Source organism: Sphingobacterium olei (assembly GCF_005048855.1).
Classification (GTDB): Bacteria; Bacteroidota; Bacteroidia; order Sphingobacteriales; family Sphingobacteriaceae; genus Sphingobacterium; species Sphingobacterium olei.
This window is the reverse complement of record NZ_SUME01000003.1, coordinates 462,126-482,379: the sequence shown is the minus strand read 5'-3', so window position 1 is coordinate 482,379 and position 20,254 is coordinate 462,126. Positions and strand designations below refer to the sequence as shown.

Genomic DNA, 20,254 nt, shown 5'->3' with positions numbered 1-20,254 from the left:
TGGGTATGACAATAACACAACAGCATATTAATTACGAACGCATTGCCAAAGCAATAGCATATATACAGCATAATTTTCGTCATCAACCCAGTTTGGAGGAACTTGCTGCTCACGTACATATTAGCCCTTTTCATTTTCAGCGGTTATTTACAGAGTGGGCAGGTACAAGTCCAAAAAAATTTCTGCAATATATCAGCGTATCGTATGCAAAAAGCCTTTTAGAAAACCAAAAACACACTATTTTTGAAACGGTATACGAAACTGGTTTAACGAGTAGCAGTAGACTTCACGACCTATTTATCCAAATTGAAGGCATGACTCCTGCGGAATATAAGAATGGCGGTCAAAATCTTACTATTTACTATAGTTTTAGCTTTACCCCGTTCGGGGAGAGTTTGATTGCCTCTACTGAAAAAGGAATTTGCTATATGGCCTTTGTGGAAGATGCTACCCAAGGATTTTACGATCTTCAAAAGAAATTTCCCGACGCCACCTATATCAAGAAAGAGATAGATATCCACTGTGAAGTGAATGGTATCTTTAACCGCGAGAATGCAAACTTACCGCAACTTAAACTCCATCTAAAAGGTACTCCTTTTCAATTAAAGGTATGGGAAGCTTTGCTAAAGATCCCGATGGGAAGTCTTTCTACTTATGGCACTATTGCGAAACAAATAAATCACGAAAAAGCTTCTAGAGCAGTAGGAACTGCTATCGGAAGCAATCCGATAGCCTACCTTATTCCCTGTCATCGGGTCATTCAATCAAGTGGGATATTCGGAGGTTATATGTGGAATCCAACCCGTAAAGCGGCTATAATAGGTTGGGAAAATGCACAATTAAATCCGGAACAAGATGAAACTATTTAATACATCGGATTCCATAAAAAATCTGCTTCCCTATGATGGTACTGTTAATTACTATGGAGTTATTTGTAGTTCAGCGGATCAATATTATGAACGGTTGATGCATCATATTGCTTGGAAAAACGATGAAGCCATTATATTTGGAAAGCATATTTATACGAAAAGAAAAATTGCTTGGTATGGAGATCTTGCCTTCGAATACAGTTATTCAGGTATTCAGAAGATTGCGTTACCCTGGACATCCGATCTGCTCGTATTAAAAGAATTGGCAGAAACTATAAGCGGAGAAACTTTTAATTCATGCCTGCTTAATCTATACCATAATGGAAGCGAAGGGATGGCCTGGCATAGTGATGCCGAAAAGGATTTGAAACCCAATGGCGCTATAGCTTCCATGACATTTGGCGCACAGCGGAAATTTTCGTTCAAGCACAAAATCACGAAAGAAAAGATAGACATCTATCTTGAGCACGGAAGTCTTCTGGTTATGAAGGACAGTACACAATCAAATTGGCTGCATCGTCTTCCCCCAACCAAAACCGTTTCACATCCACGCATCAATTTAACTTTTCGAACGATTCTCCACTAATTAATTACCGTCTTACTCTCGGTATTAGATAGAAAGAAGCTTTCTCCTATGTTTGTAGAATGCAAACATAGGAGAAAGCTTCTTCTTTCCGGTAGCCATCTCCGTCTTAAGGATCGATTCGGACAAAATTCCCTTGATTATTAAATACCAGATTCAGTCCATTCGTCAATTCAACATCGAAGTTACCATCCTCCTTTTCAATGCTATTAAAATCGGTATTTGGATAATTTGTATTTACATAATTAACAATTGCAGGGAGTATAAAACTAGTTGGAATAGCGATATTACCTGCGCCATCCACCTCTTTCCAGTTTCCATTCTTATCAAATGTAACTTCCGTACGATTGTCTAATAACACTTTGTATTCCGTACCTGAAAGGCCTTCCTTTTCTTTTGTAACACTTAAAACAACAACGTTATTAAAATGTGCTTTCAAAAATGTAGAACCTGTTGTTGGTAGGTCATCTATTCCAACAATTTTCTCTTTTTCACATGAAACACCTACAAGAGTGATCGTGAATAATAGGGATAATCCTAAAAGTAGTTTTCTCATCTTCATTCTATTTATATATTCTAATTATTTTTTAATCATCAATCCGTAAGAATTCACCTCTTTTGTTATACTCTAAATCCAAACCGTTTGTCAATTCGACTTCGTATTTACGGGCCGATTTCGAGATCTGGACAATGTTGTTGTTCGGAAAACTCCTTTTGATGTGCGCATGTATAGATGCAGGAACAATGCATGTCGGTACCGCATGCAATTTGGCATCTACTTCAGTCCAATTTCCCTTACCATTAAATTCCATCTTCACACCATCTGTTAACACCACTTTATATTCCTTTTCCGTAAGAAATTCATTTTCCATGGTGATATGGGATACTGTCGATTTTGGATAGTACATCTTGATAAATGACTGTGCGGACGTAGGTAGTCGCGCAAACTGAATGATCTTTTCCTGCGCTTGAACCACCACAACAACCAGAAAGAAAATAGCTGTTAGTATGCTTTTAGTACTTGTATTCATATCTATATTTTTTTAAATAATATGCAGAAAGCTCTAATGGGGTTCCCTGCACTTGTTTAAACAAATTTCAGATACGAATTAGGAAGGATTTAGGAATTACGAGCGAATTAGCGAAAAAACATGAAAATTATTTTCAAATCGGTACGCTATCTCCAGATTTGGATACGTCTCAACGATCGACTTGACAATCGAAAGCCCTAAGCCATTGGACTGACTATCTTGATACCCCTTATGGAATCGTTCAAAAATATATTGAGGATTCAATGCCCCTGATGTACTCGGGTTACAGATATCCAGTCTATTGGAAGAAATTTGAATGTCTATTACACCGGGATTGGTATTGTGTTTAATCGCATTACGAAGCAAATTAGAAATCAATATCCTTGCTAAATCTGGATTACACGAAGTGTTAAATATGGCTTCTTCAATTAAATTAAATTTTACCTCCCGAAAACTAACATAATCTTCGACATCCCGTAAAAGCTCTTTTGTCAGTTCGTTGAAATTTACGTTTTCAATTTCTTTATATTGATGATTATCTATTCTAGAAAGCATTAAAAGTGATTTATTAAGACCCACCATCCGGTGGAGCGATTGTTTTGCTTCTGCTATTTTAACGAGCTGCTGTTCCAAAAGTTTATCATCTTGCAACAAAAGATCCAATTTATTAATTGTAATCGCCAAGGGTGTCTGCAATTCATGGGAAGCATTCTCCAAGAATCGTTTCTGCTCATTAAACACAGATTCGTTGCGTTGGATCATGAGGCTAATCTGACTATTCAATTCGTTGAATTCCTTAACCTTCGTTTCTACAAGTTGAAAAGAAGATACATCTCCGAAACGATAATTGCTGAGATTGGAAAGGATCCGGGTAAATGGGAGCCACGCTCTAGTTAATATCAACTGGTTTACCACGAGAATGCTCAGGATAATAACCATGTAAAGTACGGTTAGCGAAATCGCTAAATTGATTAAAAAATCATCTTGTTCTACCGTGGATGTACGTATCTCTAGTAGATAAGGATTTCCTTCTTTGCTATAAAACCCGGTTCTCAATACCCGATAAGGTTCATCTTCATCATCGTAAGGCATATAAATCAGTTCATTCGTGAAATGGTTTCTGTCTGTAAAATCATCCGCATTACCTGGCAATATCCGGAACTGATTGATTCCGAATTCCCTGGTGTTATTCAGTATATCTGAATTAATATACGCCTCCCGAATAATTTCGATCTTTTGATTCTTTAGACCATCATCTACATTGTCGTACACTTCGTCCATCAATACAGCGTAAAATAACAAAGCCCATATAGCCATGACGACCAATATGGTAATGATGATGTATCTATTTGTATAATTCTTTACCGAAACGTCCATCGTTTAAATCAACTTATACCCCACTCCATACACTGCCTGAATATCTATTTGTGCCCCCGCCTCTTTCAACTTGCGCTTTAAGTTCTTTATTTGTGAATAGATAAAGTCTAGATTGTCTGCCTGATCGATATTATCTCCCCATACTGTCTCCGCAATAGTCGTTTTCTCCATCAGTTTATTCGGACGCAGCATCAAATAGTACAAAATATCATATTCTTTCCTATTTAATGTGATGTCTCTATCACCTATCTGTACTTGTCTTAAATCTGGGTTCAATGTAACATCTTTGTAAGAAATAACTGGATTTCCATGGTGCATGTGACGACGAATAATGGATTTAACACGCGCTAACAATTCTGAAAGATGAAATGGTTTTGCCAAATAATCGTCTGCTCCGATTTCTAAACCCAGCACTTTATCTTCAACAGAATCCTTAGCAGATAATATCAGTACGGGTTGATCTTTCTTTTCTTTCTTAAGCACACGAAGAATATCCAAGCCATTTCCTCCAGGCAACATAATATCCAATAATACACAATCGTATTGATAGGAAAGAACTTTTTCTACAGCAGCGTCATAATTCGTCGCGGACTCTATCAAGTAACTTTCCTGCTCCAGAAATTCCTGCACGTTATGCAATAATTCTACTTCGTCTTCTATAATTAATATTTTCATCCCTATATAGTTACTTCCGGACTTCTCTCGTCTTCAGTAAGTTAGATCGAGTGTCGATGAGTTTTTCTTGTTTAAAAATACAATCTAATTACAGAATTAGGAAAAATTTAGGAATTGAGGCAACAGACAATAAAAATTTTAGCTTAGCGAAAAAATATTTTTCGTGTTTTTTATTGCAAATCAGCACCAAAAACCTTCAAAACATAAACATTTAAATTACTTTTACGTTATTAACAATAAGTCACAAATAGGATAACTTAACATATACACGTAAATTGAACAGATTAAGCCGTATTTTTCTAAAAACCATTCTGTGGATCCTAGGCGCTATAATAGCCTTGCTTCTATTAGTTATTTTCTTAATAAGGTTGCCATCCGTACAGAATTATGTCGTTGGAAAAGTAACTAGTTATTTGGAAAACAAAATTGGTACACCAGTAAATATTGGTTATATCAATATCACTTTTCCCAAAAAGCTCGTATTAGAAAATGTCTATTTTGAAGATCAGAGTCAAGACACGCTCTTAGCCGGAGAGAAGCTATCTGTCGACATCAATATGTTCAAGTTATTTAAAAATACAGTTGAAATCCAAGAATTAGATCTTGCGGGTATTACCGCCAAAATAATACGTACAGCACCAGACGGAGCGTTCAATTTTGATTATATATTAAAAGCTTTTACCTCGGAAAAAGAAAGTGCCATTGATACTGATACCGCATCGGCCTTAGTATTTGATATTGATAAAGTAAATTTTGATCGTATCCGTTTTATTTACAAAGACGACATGATCGGCACTTCTGCCGACATTGGTTTAACACATTTTGATACCCGTGTTAAGAATTTTGATCTGACCAACAATATGTCTTTTGACATGCCGGTCATTCATATTACGGGTCTAAATGCAGACATCAAACAATGGGCTCCGGCCACAGCTGCCACTACTCCTACTGCTGAGGATTTTGGCATTACAGACCAATCTGTAGAAAACTCTTCACTGTTGCCCAATTTGGCGACCAGGTCAATCATTCTGAAAGATATTTTAGTACGGTATACCGATAGCTCTTCGGCGATGAACACGAAATTTTACATTAAAAACTTATCTGCAAATGTGGCAGAAATAGATCTTAATAAGGAAATCGTTCGACTCAACGAAATTATGCTGAAAGAATCTGATTCGTATGTGTTCTTTGGAAAGCAGAATAATGCTAAGGTAAATAGTGCTCTAGCAGATACGAGTGCATCGATGAGTTGGATTGTCTCAGCAAACAAGCTCTCTATAGAGAAAACCAATTTTTGGTTTAAAGACGATAATCAATCCCGTACAAAAGGATTCGACTACTCGAATATTAAGATAACCGATCTTGCCGGGGGATTGGACGACCTCTATTACGCTGCAGATTCCATTTCAGGTTCCCTAGCTAATCTTTCCATAAAAGATCACTCCGGCTTTTATCTCAAACAGCTAAAAGCAGATTTTGTATATTCTAGTACTGGAGCGACGATTGAAAATTTATTAGCGGAAACTAATAAAACCATTATTCGCGATTATATCAAAGTAACATACCCTTCCTTGGAAGCCATCAGCAGTAATCCAAGCAGCATGACTATCGATGCGCGTATCAATAAAAGCCAAATTGACATGTCAGATATACGATATTTTGTGCCTGATCTAGAAAATATAGAGGCCATGAAACCGTTGATTACTAAACGGTTCTACTTAGACGGACGTATCCAAGGCAGACTAAATGACCTGCATATCCCAAAACTGGAGTTTAAAACCCTTGATAATACGCATATTATTGCAAGTGCAGATATCAGCGGACTGCCAGATATGGATCGAATGAATGTAAATCTTAGCCTCAAAAAGTTTACCACCAGCAGACGTGATATCGAACGATTGGTGGATAAATCGTTGCTTCCCGACAGCATACAACTACCTAACTCCATTTCATTATCTGGCACATTAAAAGGTGGAATGTCTGGCGGAGATGTCAATATGAGTTTGATAACAGATAAAGGAAATGCCACCGTAAATGGTTCTTTAAATATGGGGCAAAGAGATACTACCTACGATGCATACGTATCGATAGACAACTTTAATATTGGTCATATCTTAAATCAGGATTCTGTGCTAGGAATCATTGCTATGGACGCCAACATAAAAGGTCACGGGCTGAATCCACAAACTATGGCAGCGGAGGTAAGCGGGACAATTAACAGGTTAGATGCAATGGGGTATAGCTATAAAGGTATTGTACTTGATCTCACTGCGAATGACGGCGATATTGCCGGAAACGTTACTAGTCCTGATCCTAATATCAAATTTAATCTTGATCTCGCCGCCGATATGAGAGGGCAGTACCCAAAAGCGAACATGGAATTGATGATAGATAGTGTAAATCTCAAGAATCTGAACTTGACGACCGATCACATCCGTTATCATGGAAAAATAACTGCAGATTTTGAAACTGCAGATTTAAACTACCTCAATGGGAAAATTGACATTACACAATCTTCTATTGCCTATAATGAAAATCGGTTTGCGCTAGATACCATATCACTGGCGGCAATCGCAGACACGAGTAGAAATACGCTAGTGCTGAACTCGGAATTCCTAAATGCGCATTTGGTTGGAAAATACAAACTTACCGAACTGGGTAGTTCCATACAGGATATTTCCCAAGTGTACTATAATCCAAAAAATGTACTTCCCGACACCACACGGTACGAAGATCAAAACTTTGAATTTTCAGCTGCAATAAATAATTCCCGGTTCATCCGTGATTTCTTTCCACAGCTTGAAGAGATGCAGGATGTAACACTGGATGGTACTTTTGATAGTAAGAGTAAAAGTATTATGGCCAAATTAATTGCGCCGAAGATAATATATGACGGCATGGAGGTGGAAAATGTGGGAATAGACATTAATACATTAGATAGTACACTTTATTATTCAGCACTAATCAACCGTATTAAAATCAGTAATATCGAATTGATCAATACCGTATTGAGCGGAAAGGTCATTGAAAATAATCTTGACTTTGGTCTGTGGATTAAGGATAAACAAGAGAAAGACCGTTATCATCTAGGGGCTAAAATGGCCGTCAACGAAAACAATTATATCTTAAGCCTATTTGAAGACGGTCTTATGCTGAACTATGATAAGTGGAATATTTCGTCTGCCAATGAAATTGCCTTCGGTACAGATGGTATCCGCGCTCATGATTTTAGACTGTCTAACAACGGGCAGGAACTATTAATTCAGTCACAAGACTCTACATTAAATGCCCCCATTGATGTAACATTCAATAATTTCAGGATAGAGACATTCAGTAAAATGCTCGAATCAGAAACGTTAGACCTCGGTGGTGGCATCAATGGATCTGCGACCCTCTCCCGATTAGAAAGCAGTCCTGTCTTTGTTTCTGATATAGAAATAAAAAAGTTCTTTTTTGGAGCAGATACCATAGGTAATATACTTGTAAAAGTAAATAATGAAACCGAAAATACGTTTGCAGCTGACGTTCGCATCACAGAAAATGGAAATGATGTGCAATTAATAGGTCAATATTACACTCCTCCTACCGGCGAGTCCAGCTTTAATGCTACACTGGATCTTAAACCCATGAAATTAACGACCGTTCAGGCATTCAGTATGGGATCACTGCAAGATGCAGATGGAGATTTGGTAGGGTCCCTAAAAATTACAGGCAGCACTGCGGCGCCCCGGATTAATGGGGAACTGACTTTCCAGCAGGGTAAATTAAATGTCACGATGCTTAACGCAGATTTCTTGATGAACAATCAGAAAATTTCCTTCAATAATCAAGGTATTCAATTCAGGCAGTTCGAGATTAAAGATGCTAGAGGCAATTTTGCCCGCTTGAACGGTACTGTACGCACCACCACGTATAGTGATTTTGATTTCAACCTGAACCTTACCACAGATGATTTTGCTGTTGTGAATTCAACACGGGAAGACAACGATCTTTTCTTTGGCAAATTGTATGTAAGCTCGAACATCCGCGTACGCGGAAATCTGAACAAACCATCGGTTGATGGTGATATCAGTGTAAATGAGAATACGGATTTTGTCTTTATCATTCCTAATGAAAATCCGGGCGTTGCAGAGCGGGATGGCGTGGTTAAGTTTGTCGATAAAAGCGATACTTCACGGGCCAATGTATTTGCAAAACTGGACTCCCTAACGACCGCATCTACCCTCTCAGGATTTGATGTGGCACTTAATATATCGACCGATCCTGGAGCGAAATTTAAGGTTATTATCGATGAGGGATCACAGGATGCGCTCAATATCCAAGGTATAGCGGAATTAAATACTACGATAGATGCAAATAGTAACATTACCATGTCGGGCACATATACGGTAGAAGATGGTAATTATTCGTTCAACTTCGGACCTGTGAGCAGGGCGTTTAAATTTCAGAAAGGAAGTACTATCACGTGGAACGGAGATCCATTAGATGCCCGGCTTGATATCACTGCTCTTTACAAAGGGAAATTCCCGACATTGGAACTAGTAAGTAATCAGATTGGAGCAGAAAATCAGAACCTTTATAAACAACGTATTCCATTTGACGTCAAATTGATTTTGACAGGTGAATTATTCAAGCCAAATATTAACTTTGACATTGACATGGATGAAGATAATGCTATGGTATCCCAAGATGTTGTAAGTAAAGTCAATATCGGCCTAACTACGATACGAGAAGATCCGGCAGAATTAAATAAGCAGGTATTCTCATTGATTATACTCGGAAGATTTATGTCCGCCAACCCTTTCGAAAGTTTATCAGGTGGTGGAGGTGTTGAAGGTATGGCGCGGAATTCCGTCAGCTCACTGCTAACGGCACAGTTAAATAATCTTGCCTCCGATTTGATCAAGGGTGTAGAGTTGGATTTCAATTTGCAGTCGGAACAGGATTATCTGACCGGATCCGGTCAAAACCGAACTGATCTAAATGTAGGTGTTTCAAAAATGCTTTTTGACGATAGACTTAAGGTGACCATTGGTTCTAACTTTGAAGTTGAAGGTAACACGCGCCCTGGTGAAAAACCCAGCAATATAGCCGGTGATATTTCATTGGACTACCAATTATCTAAGGACGGCAGGTATTTCGCCCGCGTGTACCGCAAAAATCAGTATCAAGCGACGTTACAAGGACAGTTTGTTGAAACGGGAATCGGCTTCATCATCACTATGGACTATAATAAGTTTAAAGAATTGTTCATGAACTCCAAGGCTCTAGAAGAATATTATAACGCGGATACACGAAGTTTCAGAAGAAGATTTGATGTGGAACGAATGGACTCCGACTCCGTATATCGTGACAGCGTACGGTTGATCTTGCGCGACAGTTTGATGAAACACAGTCCTGAATTTCGAAAACGAGTACGAGAAAGAGAGCGGCAGGAATTAAAGCAACAGCCCGATTCGACTAACAACAGTACCGATACTAATTCAACAAAAGCAATAAAAGACACGGCAAATACAGTGATAAGAAATGAAGATGAGGAAAGGTATGAAAATGATTAACCAAAAAATAATAACATTATTGGCTATCCTTGGAATCCTCGTAAGCTCGTGTAATTCGACCAAGTACCTGACGGAAGACGAAAAATTGTATGACGAGGGCAAAGTAGAACTGCAGGTAGATACCGGTGTAGCCACCGACCGCAAAGAAGCCTTCGAAGAAAGCTTAGAATCCATGTTACGTCCTGAACCGAATTCAAAAATTCTGGGATGGAGATGGAAACTATCCCTTTGGAATATGGGAGGGGGGACTGATTCAACGACAAACTTTGTCCGAAGATGGCTCAAACGTCAAGGAGAAGAACCTATATTATTAAGTGATGTGAACCGTGAATACAACGAGAACTTACTCCGAAACCGATTAGAAAACTTAGGTTTTTTTAATGCATCTTTTTCTTCAGACACCTCTATCAATGGTAAATTTGCAACAGTTACTTATTACGGTATCCCGAGAAGCATCTATCGGATTAACTCCGTCAAATTTGATATTGACAGTACGCGTCAAATTGGAGTAGATATTTTAGAAACCCGGGACAAATCGTTGTTGCAAAAGGGGAAGAACTACAATTTGGATGTTATTATCAATGAACGCGAGCGAATAGATGACGATCTGAAGAATCAAGGTTATTACTATTTCAGCCCAGACAACCTCTTGGTTGAAGTGGATAGTACTATTGGAGATCATAAGGTAAACATGTATGTTAATTTGAAGCCAGAAACTTCAGAAAAAGCCATACATCCTCAAAAAATCGGCAACATATTTATTTATCCCAACTATACGTTGAACACAGAGGGATATCAGCGGCAGAGTCGTCCACGGAATCTGGAATTGTTCGCTAATAATTATTACATTATCGATCGTAATAAAACCTACCGTCGAAAGGTACTCGCCAACCATATCTTTTTTGAGCGAGGTGAATACTATAATAGACATGACCATAACCAAACCATTAATCATTTGGTCAATCTAAACACATTTAAATTTGTCAAAAACAATTTCGAAGACAACCCTGATTCGGTGAATACATTAGACGTATATTATTATCTGACCCCACTACCTAAAAAATCCTTGCGATTTGAAGTATTAGGCAAGACCGCTACGGTCTACAATGGGTCAGAAGCAAATGTTACATGGACATTAAGGAATGCATTCCGCGGTTTTGAGACATTGACTTTAAATGTTTTTGGAGGTTATGAAACTCAAACCGGCGGTAACGTTAATCTAAACTCATCCTATTACCGATATGGTGCCGAAGCGGCCATTACCTGGCCTCGTCTGCTATCTCCGTACAAATGGGCTCCCTCGAGGAAGTATATTCCACGTACTTATCTGAAACTGGGCTATGAATTTCTGAATAGACGTACTGCGTATACATTAAATTCTACCAGTCTTAATTATGGATACAATTGGAAAGAAAATGACAGAAAACAACATGACTTAGCACTAGCGGAAATTATATACGTACAACCCCGTAATGTGACCCCAGAATACGAAGCGCAGATGGATACCGTTCCTACTTTGAGACATATTATTGAGCCTCAGTTTTCGTTCGGCCCTAATTACAACTTTACGTATACGAATACCATGCAGCAGGAAAAAAAGCACACGTTTTATTTTAAAGGGGGCGTTAATCTTTCCGGAAACGTTTTAGGTCTTATCCAAGGAGCCAATGCCAGTGAAGGAAATATAAAAGAACTCTTTAACACGGTCTATAGCCAGTTTGTAAAACTCGAGGGTGATTTCAGGCATTATATGAAACTATCGACCAACTCCCAGTTAGCCTCTCGCATTATGATAGGAACGAGTTATTCTTATGGAAATTCACGTTCCTTACCCTATTTAAAACAGTATTTCACAGGCGGTCCGAATGGACTTCGCGCATTTCGAGCTAGGTCTGTCGGTCCCGGATCTTCTCTTCCCGAAAATCTAGGTCAGGATAATTTTTTTGCCGATCAGACTGGTGATTATAAGCTCGAACTCAACACAGAGTATCGTGCTAAAATAGCAGGATTCCTACATTGGGCAGCATTTATAGACGCCGGAAATATCTGGCTGCAAAATAGGGATGACAATAAACCTGGCGGCAGGTTGTCGAAAGAGTTTCTATCTGAACTCGCTGTCGGCGGTGGTGCTGGCCTACGATTTGATTTTGACTTTCTGATTTTAAGAACCGACTTTGCCATTCCATTTCGGATTCCCTACAATGCTAAGTCGGATCGATGGGTGTTCAAGGATATTGATTTGGGCAGCGGAAAATGGAGAGAAAATAATCTGATTTTCAATTTAGCAATAGGCTATCCTTTTTAAAAGACAAATCCGAAGAAATTTCTTCGGATTTTGCGTTTATATCATTCGCATTTTCAAGCAATATTTCGTAAGTTTAAAAAGACAACATTCAAAATAAAATGCTATGAAGTTAACTGTTATTGGTGCCGGTGCTGTAGGAGCTACAACAGCAGATAATCTGGTCAGAAGAAATATTGCCGAAGAAATCGTTCTTTTGGATATTAAGGAAGGGGTAGCTGAAGGCAAAGCGCAGGATATGATGCAGACCGCCGCATTATTAGGATTTGATTCCAAAATAAAGGGTGTAACAAATGATTATTTGCAGACCGCAGGATCTGCTGTAGCTGTTGTCACCTCTGGTCTTCCAAGGAAACCGGGCATGACACGTGAAGAACTGATAGGTACGAATGCGAATATCGTAAAGACTGTTGTTGAAAATTTAGTAAAGTATTCTCCGGATATTATTATTTTGGTCGTATCCAACCCGATGGACACCATGACTTATTTAGCTTTTAAATCGAGCGGCTTACCAAAAAACAGAATAATTGGGATGGGTGGCGCATTGGATTCCGCGCGTTTTAGATATCAGTTAGCGACAAAACTCAACGCGTCTCCTAACGATTTAAATGCGATTGTAGTTGGTGGCCACGGCGATACCACGATGATTCCCTTAATCGATCATGCTACGTGGAACAGTATTCCAGTTACTAACTTCTTAGATGAGGGAGAACAAGAAGAGATTGTTAAAAAAACGATGGTAGGCGGAGCGACGCTTACCGCACTGATCGGTACATCTGCCTGGTATGCTCCCGGAGCAGCCGCAGCCGCAATGGTAGAGAGCATAGTGCTAAATCAGAATCGACTATTTACGGCATCCGTATATTTGGAGGGTGAACTTGGTGAAGAAGATATCAATATTGGTGTACCCGTTATTATCAATAAGAATGGCTGGGAGAGAATCGTCCCTATTCAACTAAGTGACCGCGAAAAAGAACTTTTCAAAGCAAGTGCTGATGCCGTACGAAATATGAATAATGTCCTAAAAGAGAGCAATCTAATATAGCACGCATCAAATATATATCGAACGCAAACAAACCTGTCGTTTCTTATTTGTTACACGATGTGCTTTGTTTGCGTTTTTTAGTACAGAATACAGAAATCATTTTTTAATGCATATTATACCCTTAGAAATTCTTAGTCTGGAAGGAGACGGCATTCACATTATTATAGACGTAGAAATTTTTGACAAACCATTTAAAATGGTCGTAGATACAGGTGCCTCCAAAACAGTGTTGGATAAAACGACCCTTTTAAATGCTGGAATTGAAGAAAGTAAATTCCAAAACACAAATATACTATCGACAGGTTTAGGCATTACCAACATGGAGAGCTTTATCTTAGACCTTCCTCTTTTCCGAATCAATGCCTGGTCAACAAAAAAATTACAGGTCGCTGTGTTGGATCTATCCTCTATCAACTACGCCTATCAGCAAATGAATTTCGCTCCCGTCATAGGTGTTCTTGGCGGTGATATCCTGTTGAGACATGGTGCGTTAATTGACTATAGAAAATTTACACTACGGTTACGCTCCAGAGCTTCTCGTCTTGAATAAGCGACGGTGGATGTGTAGCCGCAGATAAGTATAGTAAGCAACGGAGATCATTACCCCTATTGATCCCATAAAATATAGTGTGGCTTTAATTCCCATCATTTCGGCAATCCCTCCTATTAACAAACTTCCGATCGGAAATATTCCTTGAAATGCCATCACATAATAAGACATGATGCGCGCGCGGTAAGCGGGCAAAGCATGTGTCTGGATATAGGTATTAATACTGGAGTTCTGCATCATCATCGCAAATGCAACACAAACCGTAAAAATCAGAGCGGAAAGAAGAAAATGCGAAAAAGCCAAGAGAATCAGTGACACTCCCATCATGAGTGCTGCAAACAGAACACGGTAGCGTAAATTTTCCCCGGATTTTAATCGCGCCATATTTACCGCTCCTATCATCGCACCTAGACCGGCTGCACTTTCGAACCATGAAAATGTGGTTTCATCTCCTAAAAAAAGATCTCGTGCTACGGCGGGCAATAACGAAGTATAAGGGATGACAAATAGACTCGAAAAAGCCATGATAACAATCAATGATGCGATATGAGGTGAACGTTTCAGATAGTCAAATCCATCCACAAGTCCTCGCCAATTAGAAGTACCGCTGAGACCAGTGTTAGGCTCCTCTTTGACCCTCATGAGCAGCAATGTTGTAATCACGGGTATGAAACTCAAAAAATTAATAAAAAAGCATACCAATTCACCATAGGTACTCAACAATATACCTCCTATAGCAGGTCCAACCATCCTAGCAGCATTAAATACTGACGAATTTAACGCTATTGCATTGGACAGATCTTTCTTTCCGTCTACTAAAGAAACGAGTAAAGCCTGTCTACCCAAAACATCAAAAGCATTGATCACCCCTTGAAGAAACCCCAACGCGCTAAGCCAGACGACCGATTCCTTTCCAAAAAACACCAATAATGTTAACAGACCCGCCTGGATCATCAGTAAGATCTGTGTATTGAAAACCAGTTTATACTTTGGTCTCTTATCGATAAAACTTCCTATAAATGGGGATAAGACCAACGATGGAAGTAGGGAAATAAACGACACAAACCCCAATAAAAAAATAGAATCTGTCAATTTATAGACCAGCCAGCTAATTGCAAGACGTTGCATCCAGGTGCCCAAAAGCGAAAGAGATTGACCAATGGTATGCAATCTGAAATTAGGATATTGTAAGGATCTAAAAATCTCCATTAACGCTGATATCGATTCTTCGATTTATATAAGCTGATTTAGCTTTAAATCTTTATAGTTGTAAAGAATATAATTACCTTTGTAACAGCTTTAAAAACGTAAAGTTTTAACAACTTTAATAAAAACTGTTTTTCAGCAATTTACGAACCATACATGTTTAAGTATATTAAAAAACAAAATATATACATATGAAATTTTTTATTGACACAGCCAATTTGGCTCAAATCAAAGAAGCACAAGATCTAGGTGTCCTTGATGGGGTTACGACGAATCCAAGCTTAATGGCAAAAGAAGGCATTAGCGGTGAGGAGAACGTGATTAATCACTATAAAGCAATCTGCGCGATTGTTGATGGAGATGTGAGTGCAGAAGTTATCTCCACTAACTACGACGATATGGTCAAAGAAGGCGAAGCTTTAGCAGCTTTAGATAATAAGATTGTAGTTAAAGTACCTATGATCAAGGACGGTGTCAAAGCAATCAAATATTTCAGTAGCAAGGGTATCAAAACTAACTGCACATTGGTATTCTCTGCGGGCCAGGCTTTACTAGCAGCAAAAGCCGGAGCGACGTATGTTTCTCCTTTTATCGGTCGTCTTGACGACATCTCGGTAGATGGATTAGGTCTGATTGAAGAGATTCGTTTGATCTATGACAATTACGGATTTTCTACTCAAATCTTAGCTGCATCGGTACGTCACAGCGCACACTTATTGGGTTGTGCGAAGATCGGTGCTGATGTGATGACCGGTCCGTTATCGGTAATAACATCTTTATTAAAACATCCGTTAACGGATAGTGGTCTTGCTCAATTTTTGGCAGATCACGCAAAAGCTGCAGGTAAATAAAACGACATCTTTCTGAAAAATCTCCAACCTCTCTGTGTTGAAGCAGAGAGGTTTTTTTATGCTCTAAATTTTACGTAATTTTACAAGTATGGATATTGAAGATAACAGAGAAAACCCTCAAAAAACTACTGAAGAATTTACACGTCTTTTAAGATCAAATAACCTTAAAGTAACGCAACCTCGTCTTCGCGTTTTAGATACTATTTCCACGAAAACAGCGGCAATTTCTCAACCCGAGTTAGAGAAATTATTGGGTGCGGATATTGACCGCGTTACACTGTATCGCATTCTTGCAAGCTTTGAAGAAAAAGGAATTTTACATAAGATTTTTGATCTGAATGGTACAGCAACTTACGCCATCTGTTCTACAAAATGCAGCGAACATCATCACCATGATCAGCACGTACATTTCATATGTTCAGTGTGCAATAGTGTATATTGCCTTAATGAAATTTCTCTACCCAAAATTAATCTTCCTCCTAGATTCTCCTTACATTCTATTGCAATAAATGCAGTGGGACTGTGCGAAAATTGCCAGTCGCAGACTTAACTACACCCTACTTTTTACATTTTTCCGTGACGACCTTAAAGAGATTGTAGGAGTACTCCCTTGTCTAAAAAAATGAGCTAAATTAATATAAAAATATACGAGCTAAAATTTTATCAAAATAAACATAAAACACTTAAAAAGTGATATTTAAACAAATAAAAAAAACAAATAGTTTAAACAAAATATTTAGCAAAACATAAGAAATAAACACGGCTAAGACAAACCTTTGGTTAAATTGGATTAAAAGCGTGTTATAAAATTAAAAATTTAGCAAAACACAATCACAAAACATTAATAAACAAAACATTAATCAAACTAAAAGAAATAAACAGTAAATATACAGAAATTCAAATTCAGCAAGAGACAACACATTTTTAAATTCGTGTCAAATACTGTTTTTTTTGTATATTGTACAAAACAAGCATACAGCCCGTATGTTATGTTTATGCGAGTAGTCTGTTCTCCCCTACTTCAAGAAAAACAAAGTGAGATAAAAAAAATAAACGAATGAAATCAAAAAAAGAGAATCCTTATAAGGAAGTATTGACACGGATGATTGTGGATACTTTCGAAAAATCAGCCAATCAAAAACTCAACTACAAGCAAGTCGCTTCAAAACTCAACATATCCGATTCGGATTCAAAAGTTGCAATTGCTGAGATTCTCAATGACGCATCAAAATCGGGATTGTTCGTTCAGCCTGAAAGAGGAAAATTTAAGCTGAAACAGCTCAATGTCTATGTCACGGGAAAGGTCGATATGACAGCCGACGGATCAGCCTACATTGTACCTGATGACGAACTCGAAAATGACATCTTTGTAGCCCCTAGAAAACTCCGCCAAGCATTACATAATGATATCGTAAAAGTACACGTTTATGAACGTGGCAAGGGCAAGAAGAGAGAGGGCGAAGTAGTCGAAATTATCCAACGCGCCAAGAGTGATTTCACAGGTACGATCGACATCTCCCAAAGTTATGCCTTCTTCTTAGCCGATGACCGAAAAATGAACCACGACATCTTTATACCATTAGACAACCTAAATGGAGCGCAAGATGGGGAGAAGGTCGTGGTGTCCATCATCGAATGGCCAAAGAATGCAAAAAACCCCATCGGAAAAGTAAAAGATATCCTAGGCAAGAAAGGGGAGAACAACACCGAGATGAATGCGATTTTGGCAGATTTCGGTTTTCCGCTTAACTTCCCGAAAGAAGTAGAAGAAGCAGCAAACAGCATCGTCGGTGAAATCACAAAAGAAGAAATTGCTAAACGGCGGAATTTCAGAGATATCCTTACTTTTACCATTGATCCTGCCGACGCGAAAGACTTTGATGATGCTATTTCTTTCCAAACATTAGAAAACGGAAATTATGAAATCGGCGTCCATATTGCAGACGTCTCGCATTATGTTATGCCAGATAGCGCACTGGATAGGGAAGCTTTCGAACGCGCTACGTCGGTATACCTGGTCGATCGTGTCATCCCGATGTTACCCGAACGGCTGTCGAATGACCTATGCTCCTTACGTCCGAACGAAGACAAGTTGTGTTTTTCGGCCGTATTTGAAATAGATGAAAAAGCAAACGTCCTCGATCAGTGGTTTGGCCGCACGATCATACATTCTGACCGCCGATTCAGCTACGAAGAAGCACAAGAAATCCTAGAGAACAAAGAGGGACAGTTTGCACCCGAACTCCTAAAGCTAAACGAACTAGCTTATATACTACGTGAACGTAAATTCAAAAACGGGGCTATCAGTTTCGAAAGTGAAGAAGTAAAATTCCAACTGGATGAAAATGGCAAACCACTAGGCGTCTATACAAAGATCAGAAAAGATGCACACAAACTAATCGAAGATTTCATGCTGTTAGCCAACCGCAAGGTGGCCGAGTATATTGGAAAACAGGGCCGCGGAAAAAATAAACTTGCCTTTGTATACCGTTTTCACGATGTACCTAAACCAGACACTTTGGCCAACTTCTCCCAGTTTGCCCTCCGTTTTGGACATAAGCTGAATATCAAATCCGACAAGGAGACGGCTAAGTCCCTGAACGCACTGATGACAAAAATCGAAGGTTCAAAAGAGCAGAACCTTTTAACTTCCCTTGCCGTACGATCTATGGCGAAAGCCATCTACACAACCAAAAACACATCCCACTACGGTCTTGCATTCGATTATTACACCCACTTCACCTCTCCTATCCGGAGATACCCTGATGTCATGGTGCATCGCCTTTTACAATTCTACTTAGATGGCGGCGGGAAAGTTAATGTGGAGCATTACGAGAAAATGGCAGAGCACTCCTCGCAAATGGAGAAAAAGGCAGCTGAAGCCGAGCGCGCGTCGATCAAATACAAGCAAGCTGAATTCTTACAGGATCAGATCGGTGTGGAATATAAGGGCTTGGTGTCAGGCGTGACCGAATGGGGCATGTATGTAGAAATAGCGGAGAATAAATGTGAAGGAATGGTACGTCTTCGTGATATTACAGATGATTTTTACACCTTAGACGAAAAGAACTATGCCATAATCGGGCAACGTAAAAAGCAAGTGTATCAACTAGGAGATGAGGTTCAAATCAAGGTAAAGAAAGTAGACCTGGAAAAAAGACAAATAGACTTTATATTAATCAGCTAGGTTTGCAAAACATTTTACACATAAGTCTTTATATTTAAAAACATTATACATATCTTTGCAGACTTTAAAAAATTAATTTACATAAATTAAAAACAGAACAGGTAAATGCCTACTATTCAACAATTAGTTAGAAAAGGTAGAGTAGCTCTGGTAGACAAGAGTAAGTCTCCAGCGTTGGACAGCTGTCCACAGCGAAGAGGTGTATGTACACGTGTATATACTACTACCCCTAAAAAACCAAACTCAGCAATGCGTAAAGTAGCTCGTGTACGTTTAACAAACGGTAAAGAGGTCAACGCTTACATCCCCGGAGAAGGTCACAATTTACAAGAGCACTCTATCGTTTTAATCCGTGGTGGTCGTGTAAAAGATTTACCAGGTGTACGTTACCACATCATCCGTGGTGCATTGGATACATCAGGTGTAGCAGGCCGTAACCAACGTCGTTCAAAATATGGAACTAAGCGTCCTAAACCAGGACAAGCAGCTGCAGCTCCAGCAAAAGGTAAAAAGAAATAATTAAACGGAGGGAAAGAAAATGAGAAAATCAAAACCAAAAAAGAGAATCATTTTACCTGATCCAAAGTTTAACGACACTCAGGTAACACGTTTTGTAAATAACATGATGTACGATGGTAAAAAATCTATCGCATATTCAATTTTTTACAACGCAGTAGAATTAGTAGAACAAAAAACACAAGAGAACGGTTTGGAGACTTGGAAAAAAGCTTTAAACAATGTTATGCCTGCAGTAGAGGTTAAATCTCGTCGTGTTGGTGGTGCTAACTTCCAAGTTCCTATGGAAGTACGTCCTGAGCGTAAAATCGCTTTAGGTATGAAATGGTTAATTTCTTACTCACGTAAACGTGGTGAAAAAACAATGTTCGAAAAATTAGCAGGAGAAATCATTTCAGCTTCTAAAGGTGAAGGTGCTGCTGTTAAGAAGAAAGAAGATACGCACAAAATGGCGGAAGCTAACAAGGCGTTCTCACACTTCAGATTCTAATTTTGAAAACAAAG

General features: G+C 38.8%; 16 protein-coding genes. 11 read left to right on the top strand and 5 right to left on the bottom strand.

The genetic code is table 11. The features are described 5' to 3' along the window. Positions 1–5 precede the first annotated feature (5 nt). Positions 6–869 carry a methylated-DNA--[protein]-cysteine S-methyltransferase gene (locus tag FAZ15_RS09320; protein WP_136901034.1) on the top strand — a complete coding sequence of 288 codons (864 nt, stop codon included), beginning with the start codon at positions 6–8 and terminating at the stop codon, positions 867–869. After that, positions 856–1,455, top strand: a complete 600-nt coding sequence (locus tag FAZ15_RS09315) for an alpha-ketoglutarate-dependent dioxygenase AlkB family protein (RefSeq protein WP_136901033.1) — start codon at positions 856–858, stop codon at positions 1,453–1,455. The genes FAZ15_RS09320 and FAZ15_RS09315 overlap by 14 nt, the downstream gene beginning before the upstream one ends. Before the next feature lie 106 nt (positions 1,456–1,561). Here the strand turns inward: FAZ15_RS09315 and FAZ15_RS09310 are convergent, their stop codons facing one another. The 4 genes from FAZ15_RS09310 to FAZ15_RS09295 all read right to left on the bottom strand — a co-directional run bounded on the left by FAZ15_RS09310 (position 1,562) and on the right by FAZ15_RS09295 (position 4,535). Beyond that, positions 1,562–2,008: a PepSY-like domain-containing protein gene (locus FAZ15_RS09310; RefSeq protein ID WP_162304909.1), complete on the bottom strand. Its 447-nt coding sequence runs from the start codon at positions 2,006–2,008 to the stop codon at positions 1,562–1,564. A gap of 31 nt (positions 2,009–2,039) precedes the next feature. Further along, positions 2,040–2,483, bottom strand: a complete 444-nt coding sequence (locus tag FAZ15_RS09305) for a PepSY-like domain-containing protein (RefSeq protein WP_136901031.1) — start codon at positions 2,481–2,483, stop codon at positions 2,040–2,042. 96 nt (positions 2,484–2,579) lie between these two features. Then, a complete protein-coding gene (locus tag FAZ15_RS09300) occupies positions 2,580–3,860 on the bottom strand; it encodes a sensor histidine kinase (RefSeq protein WP_136901030.1) in 1,281 nt (426 codons plus the stop codon). Between the two features lie 3 nt (positions 3,861–3,863). After that, positions 3,864–4,535 (bottom strand): response regulator transcription factor, encoded by a 672-nt coding sequence (locus tag FAZ15_RS09295; RefSeq protein WP_136901029.1) that lies wholly within the window; start codon positions 4,533–4,535, stop codon positions 3,864–3,866. A 275-nt stretch (positions 4,536–4,810) separates the two neighbouring features. On the opposite strand from FAZ15_RS09295, the gene FAZ15_RS09290 reads away from it, so the two are divergent. The 4 genes from FAZ15_RS09290 (at position 4,811) to FAZ15_RS09275 (ending at position 13,990) form a co-directional block, all read left to right on the top strand. Next, the gene (locus FAZ15_RS09290) at positions 4,811–10,093 is read left to right on the top strand and encodes a translocation/assembly module TamB domain-containing protein (protein ID WP_136901028.1); all 5,283 of its coding nucleotides are present in this window, start codon (positions 4,811–4,813) and stop codon (positions 10,091–10,093) included. Beyond that, the gene (tamL, locus tag FAZ15_RS09285) at positions 10,062–12,398 is read left to right on the top strand and encodes a translocation and assembly module lipoprotein TamL (RefSeq protein WP_136901027.1); all 2,337 of its coding nucleotides are present in this window, start codon (positions 10,062–10,064) and stop codon (positions 12,396–12,398) included. The genes FAZ15_RS09290 and tamL overlap by 32 nt, the downstream gene beginning before the upstream one ends. 103 nt (positions 12,399–12,501) lie before the next feature. Further along, a complete protein-coding gene (locus FAZ15_RS09280) occupies positions 12,502–13,440 on the top strand; it encodes a malate dehydrogenase (protein ID WP_136901026.1) in 939 nt (312 codons plus the stop codon). Between the two features lie 106 nt (positions 13,441–13,546). Continuing rightward, the gene (locus FAZ15_RS09275) at positions 13,547–13,990 is read left to right on the top strand and encodes an aspartyl protease family protein (protein ID WP_136901025.1); all 444 of its coding nucleotides are present in this window, start codon (positions 13,547–13,549) and stop codon (positions 13,988–13,990) included. Here FAZ15_RS09275 and FAZ15_RS09270 read toward each other — a convergent pair. Then, positions 13,961–15,199 carry an MFS transporter gene (locus tag FAZ15_RS09270; RefSeq protein ID WP_136901024.1) on the bottom strand — a complete coding sequence of 413 codons (1,239 nt, stop codon included), beginning with the start codon at positions 15,197–15,199 and terminating at the stop codon, positions 13,961–13,963. The two genes, FAZ15_RS09275 and FAZ15_RS09270, sit on opposite strands and share 30 nt — an antisense overlap. A gap of 188 nt (positions 15,200–15,387) precedes the next feature. On the opposite strand from FAZ15_RS09270, the gene fsa reads away from it, so the two are divergent. The 5 genes from fsa (at position 15,388) to rpsG (ending at position 20,240) form a co-directional block, all read left to right on the top strand. Next, entirely contained in the window at positions 15,388–16,047 is a 660-nt protein-coding gene (gene fsa, locus FAZ15_RS09265) for a fructose-6-phosphate aldolase (RefSeq protein WP_136901023.1), read from the top strand. An 88-nt stretch (positions 16,048–16,135) separates the two neighbouring features. After that, complete coding sequence (locus FAZ15_RS09260) at positions 16,136–16,597, top strand: Fur family transcriptional regulator (protein ID WP_136901022.1); 462 nt, start codon at positions 16,136–16,138, stop codon at positions 16,595–16,597. A 507-nt stretch (positions 16,598–17,104) separates the two neighbouring features. Next, entirely contained in the window at positions 17,105–19,234 is a 2,130-nt protein-coding gene (rnr, locus tag FAZ15_RS09255; RefSeq protein ID WP_136901021.1) for a ribonuclease R, read from the top strand. A 105-nt stretch (positions 19,235–19,339) separates the two neighbouring features. Further along, the gene (rpsL, locus tag FAZ15_RS09250) at positions 19,340–19,753 is read left to right on the top strand and encodes a 30S ribosomal protein S12 (protein ID WP_002993550.1); all 414 of its coding nucleotides are present in this window, start codon (positions 19,340–19,342) and stop codon (positions 19,751–19,753) included. 19 nt (positions 19,754–19,772) lie between these two features. Further along, positions 19,773–20,240, top strand: a complete 468-nt coding sequence (rpsG, locus tag FAZ15_RS09245) for a 30S ribosomal protein S7 (RefSeq protein ID WP_136819823.1) — start codon at positions 19,773–19,775, stop codon at positions 20,238–20,240. Positions 20,241–20,254: the final 14 nt, after the last annotated feature.

Bases quoted from the DNA above. Each gene is read 5' to 3' on its own strand.
- FAZ15_RS09280 (WP_136901026.1), top strand. From the start codon at position 12,502: ATGAAGTTAACTGTTATTGGTGCCGGTGCTGTAGGAGCTACAACAGCA.
- fsa (WP_136901023.1), top strand. From the start codon at position 15,388: ATGAAATTTTTTATTGACACAGCCAATTTGGCTCAAATCAAAGAAGCA.
- FAZ15_RS09305 (WP_136901031.1), bottom strand. From the start codon at position 2,483: ATGAATACAAGTACTAAAAGCATACTAACAGCTATTTTCTTTCTGGTT.
- FAZ15_RS09295 (WP_136901029.1), bottom strand. From the start codon at position 4,535: ATGAAAATATTAATTATAGAAGACGAAGTAGAATTATTGCATAACGTG.
- rpsL (WP_002993550.1), top strand. From the start codon at position 19,340: ATGCCTACTATTCAACAATTAGTTAGAAAAGGTAGAGTAGCTCTGGTA.
- FAZ15_RS09315 (WP_136901033.1), top strand. From the start codon at position 856: ATGAAACTATTTAATACATCGGATTCCATAAAAAATCTGCTTCCCTAT.
- rpsG (WP_136819823.1), top strand. From the start codon at position 19,773: ATGAGAAAATCAAAACCAAAAAAGAGAATCATTTTACCTGATCCAAAG.
- FAZ15_RS09310 (WP_162304909.1), bottom strand. From the start codon at position 2,008: ATGAGAAAACTACTTTTAGGATTATCCCTATTATTCACGATCACTCTT.
- tamL (WP_136901027.1), top strand. From the start codon at position 10,062: ATGAAGATGAGGAAAGGTATGAAAATGATTAACCAAAAAATAATAACA.
- FAZ15_RS09320 (WP_136901034.1), top strand. From the start codon at position 6: ATGACAATAACACAACAGCATATTAATTACGAACGCATTGCCAAAGCA.
- rnr (WP_136901021.1), top strand. From the start codon at position 17,105: ATGAAATCAAAAAAAGAGAATCCTTATAAGGAAGTATTGACACGGATG.
- FAZ15_RS09300 (WP_136901030.1), bottom strand. From the start codon at position 3,860: ATGGACGTTTCGGTAAAGAATTATACAAATAGATACATCATCATTACC.
- FAZ15_RS09260 (WP_136901022.1), top strand. From the start codon at position 16,136: ATGGATATTGAAGATAACAGAGAAAACCCTCAAAAAACTACTGAAGAA.
- FAZ15_RS09270 (WP_136901024.1), bottom strand. From the start codon at position 15,199: ATGGAGATTTTTAGATCCTTACAATATCCTAATTTCAGATTGCATACC.
- FAZ15_RS09275 (WP_136901025.1), top strand. From the start codon at position 13,547: ATGCATATTATACCCTTAGAAATTCTTAGTCTGGAAGGAGACGGCATT.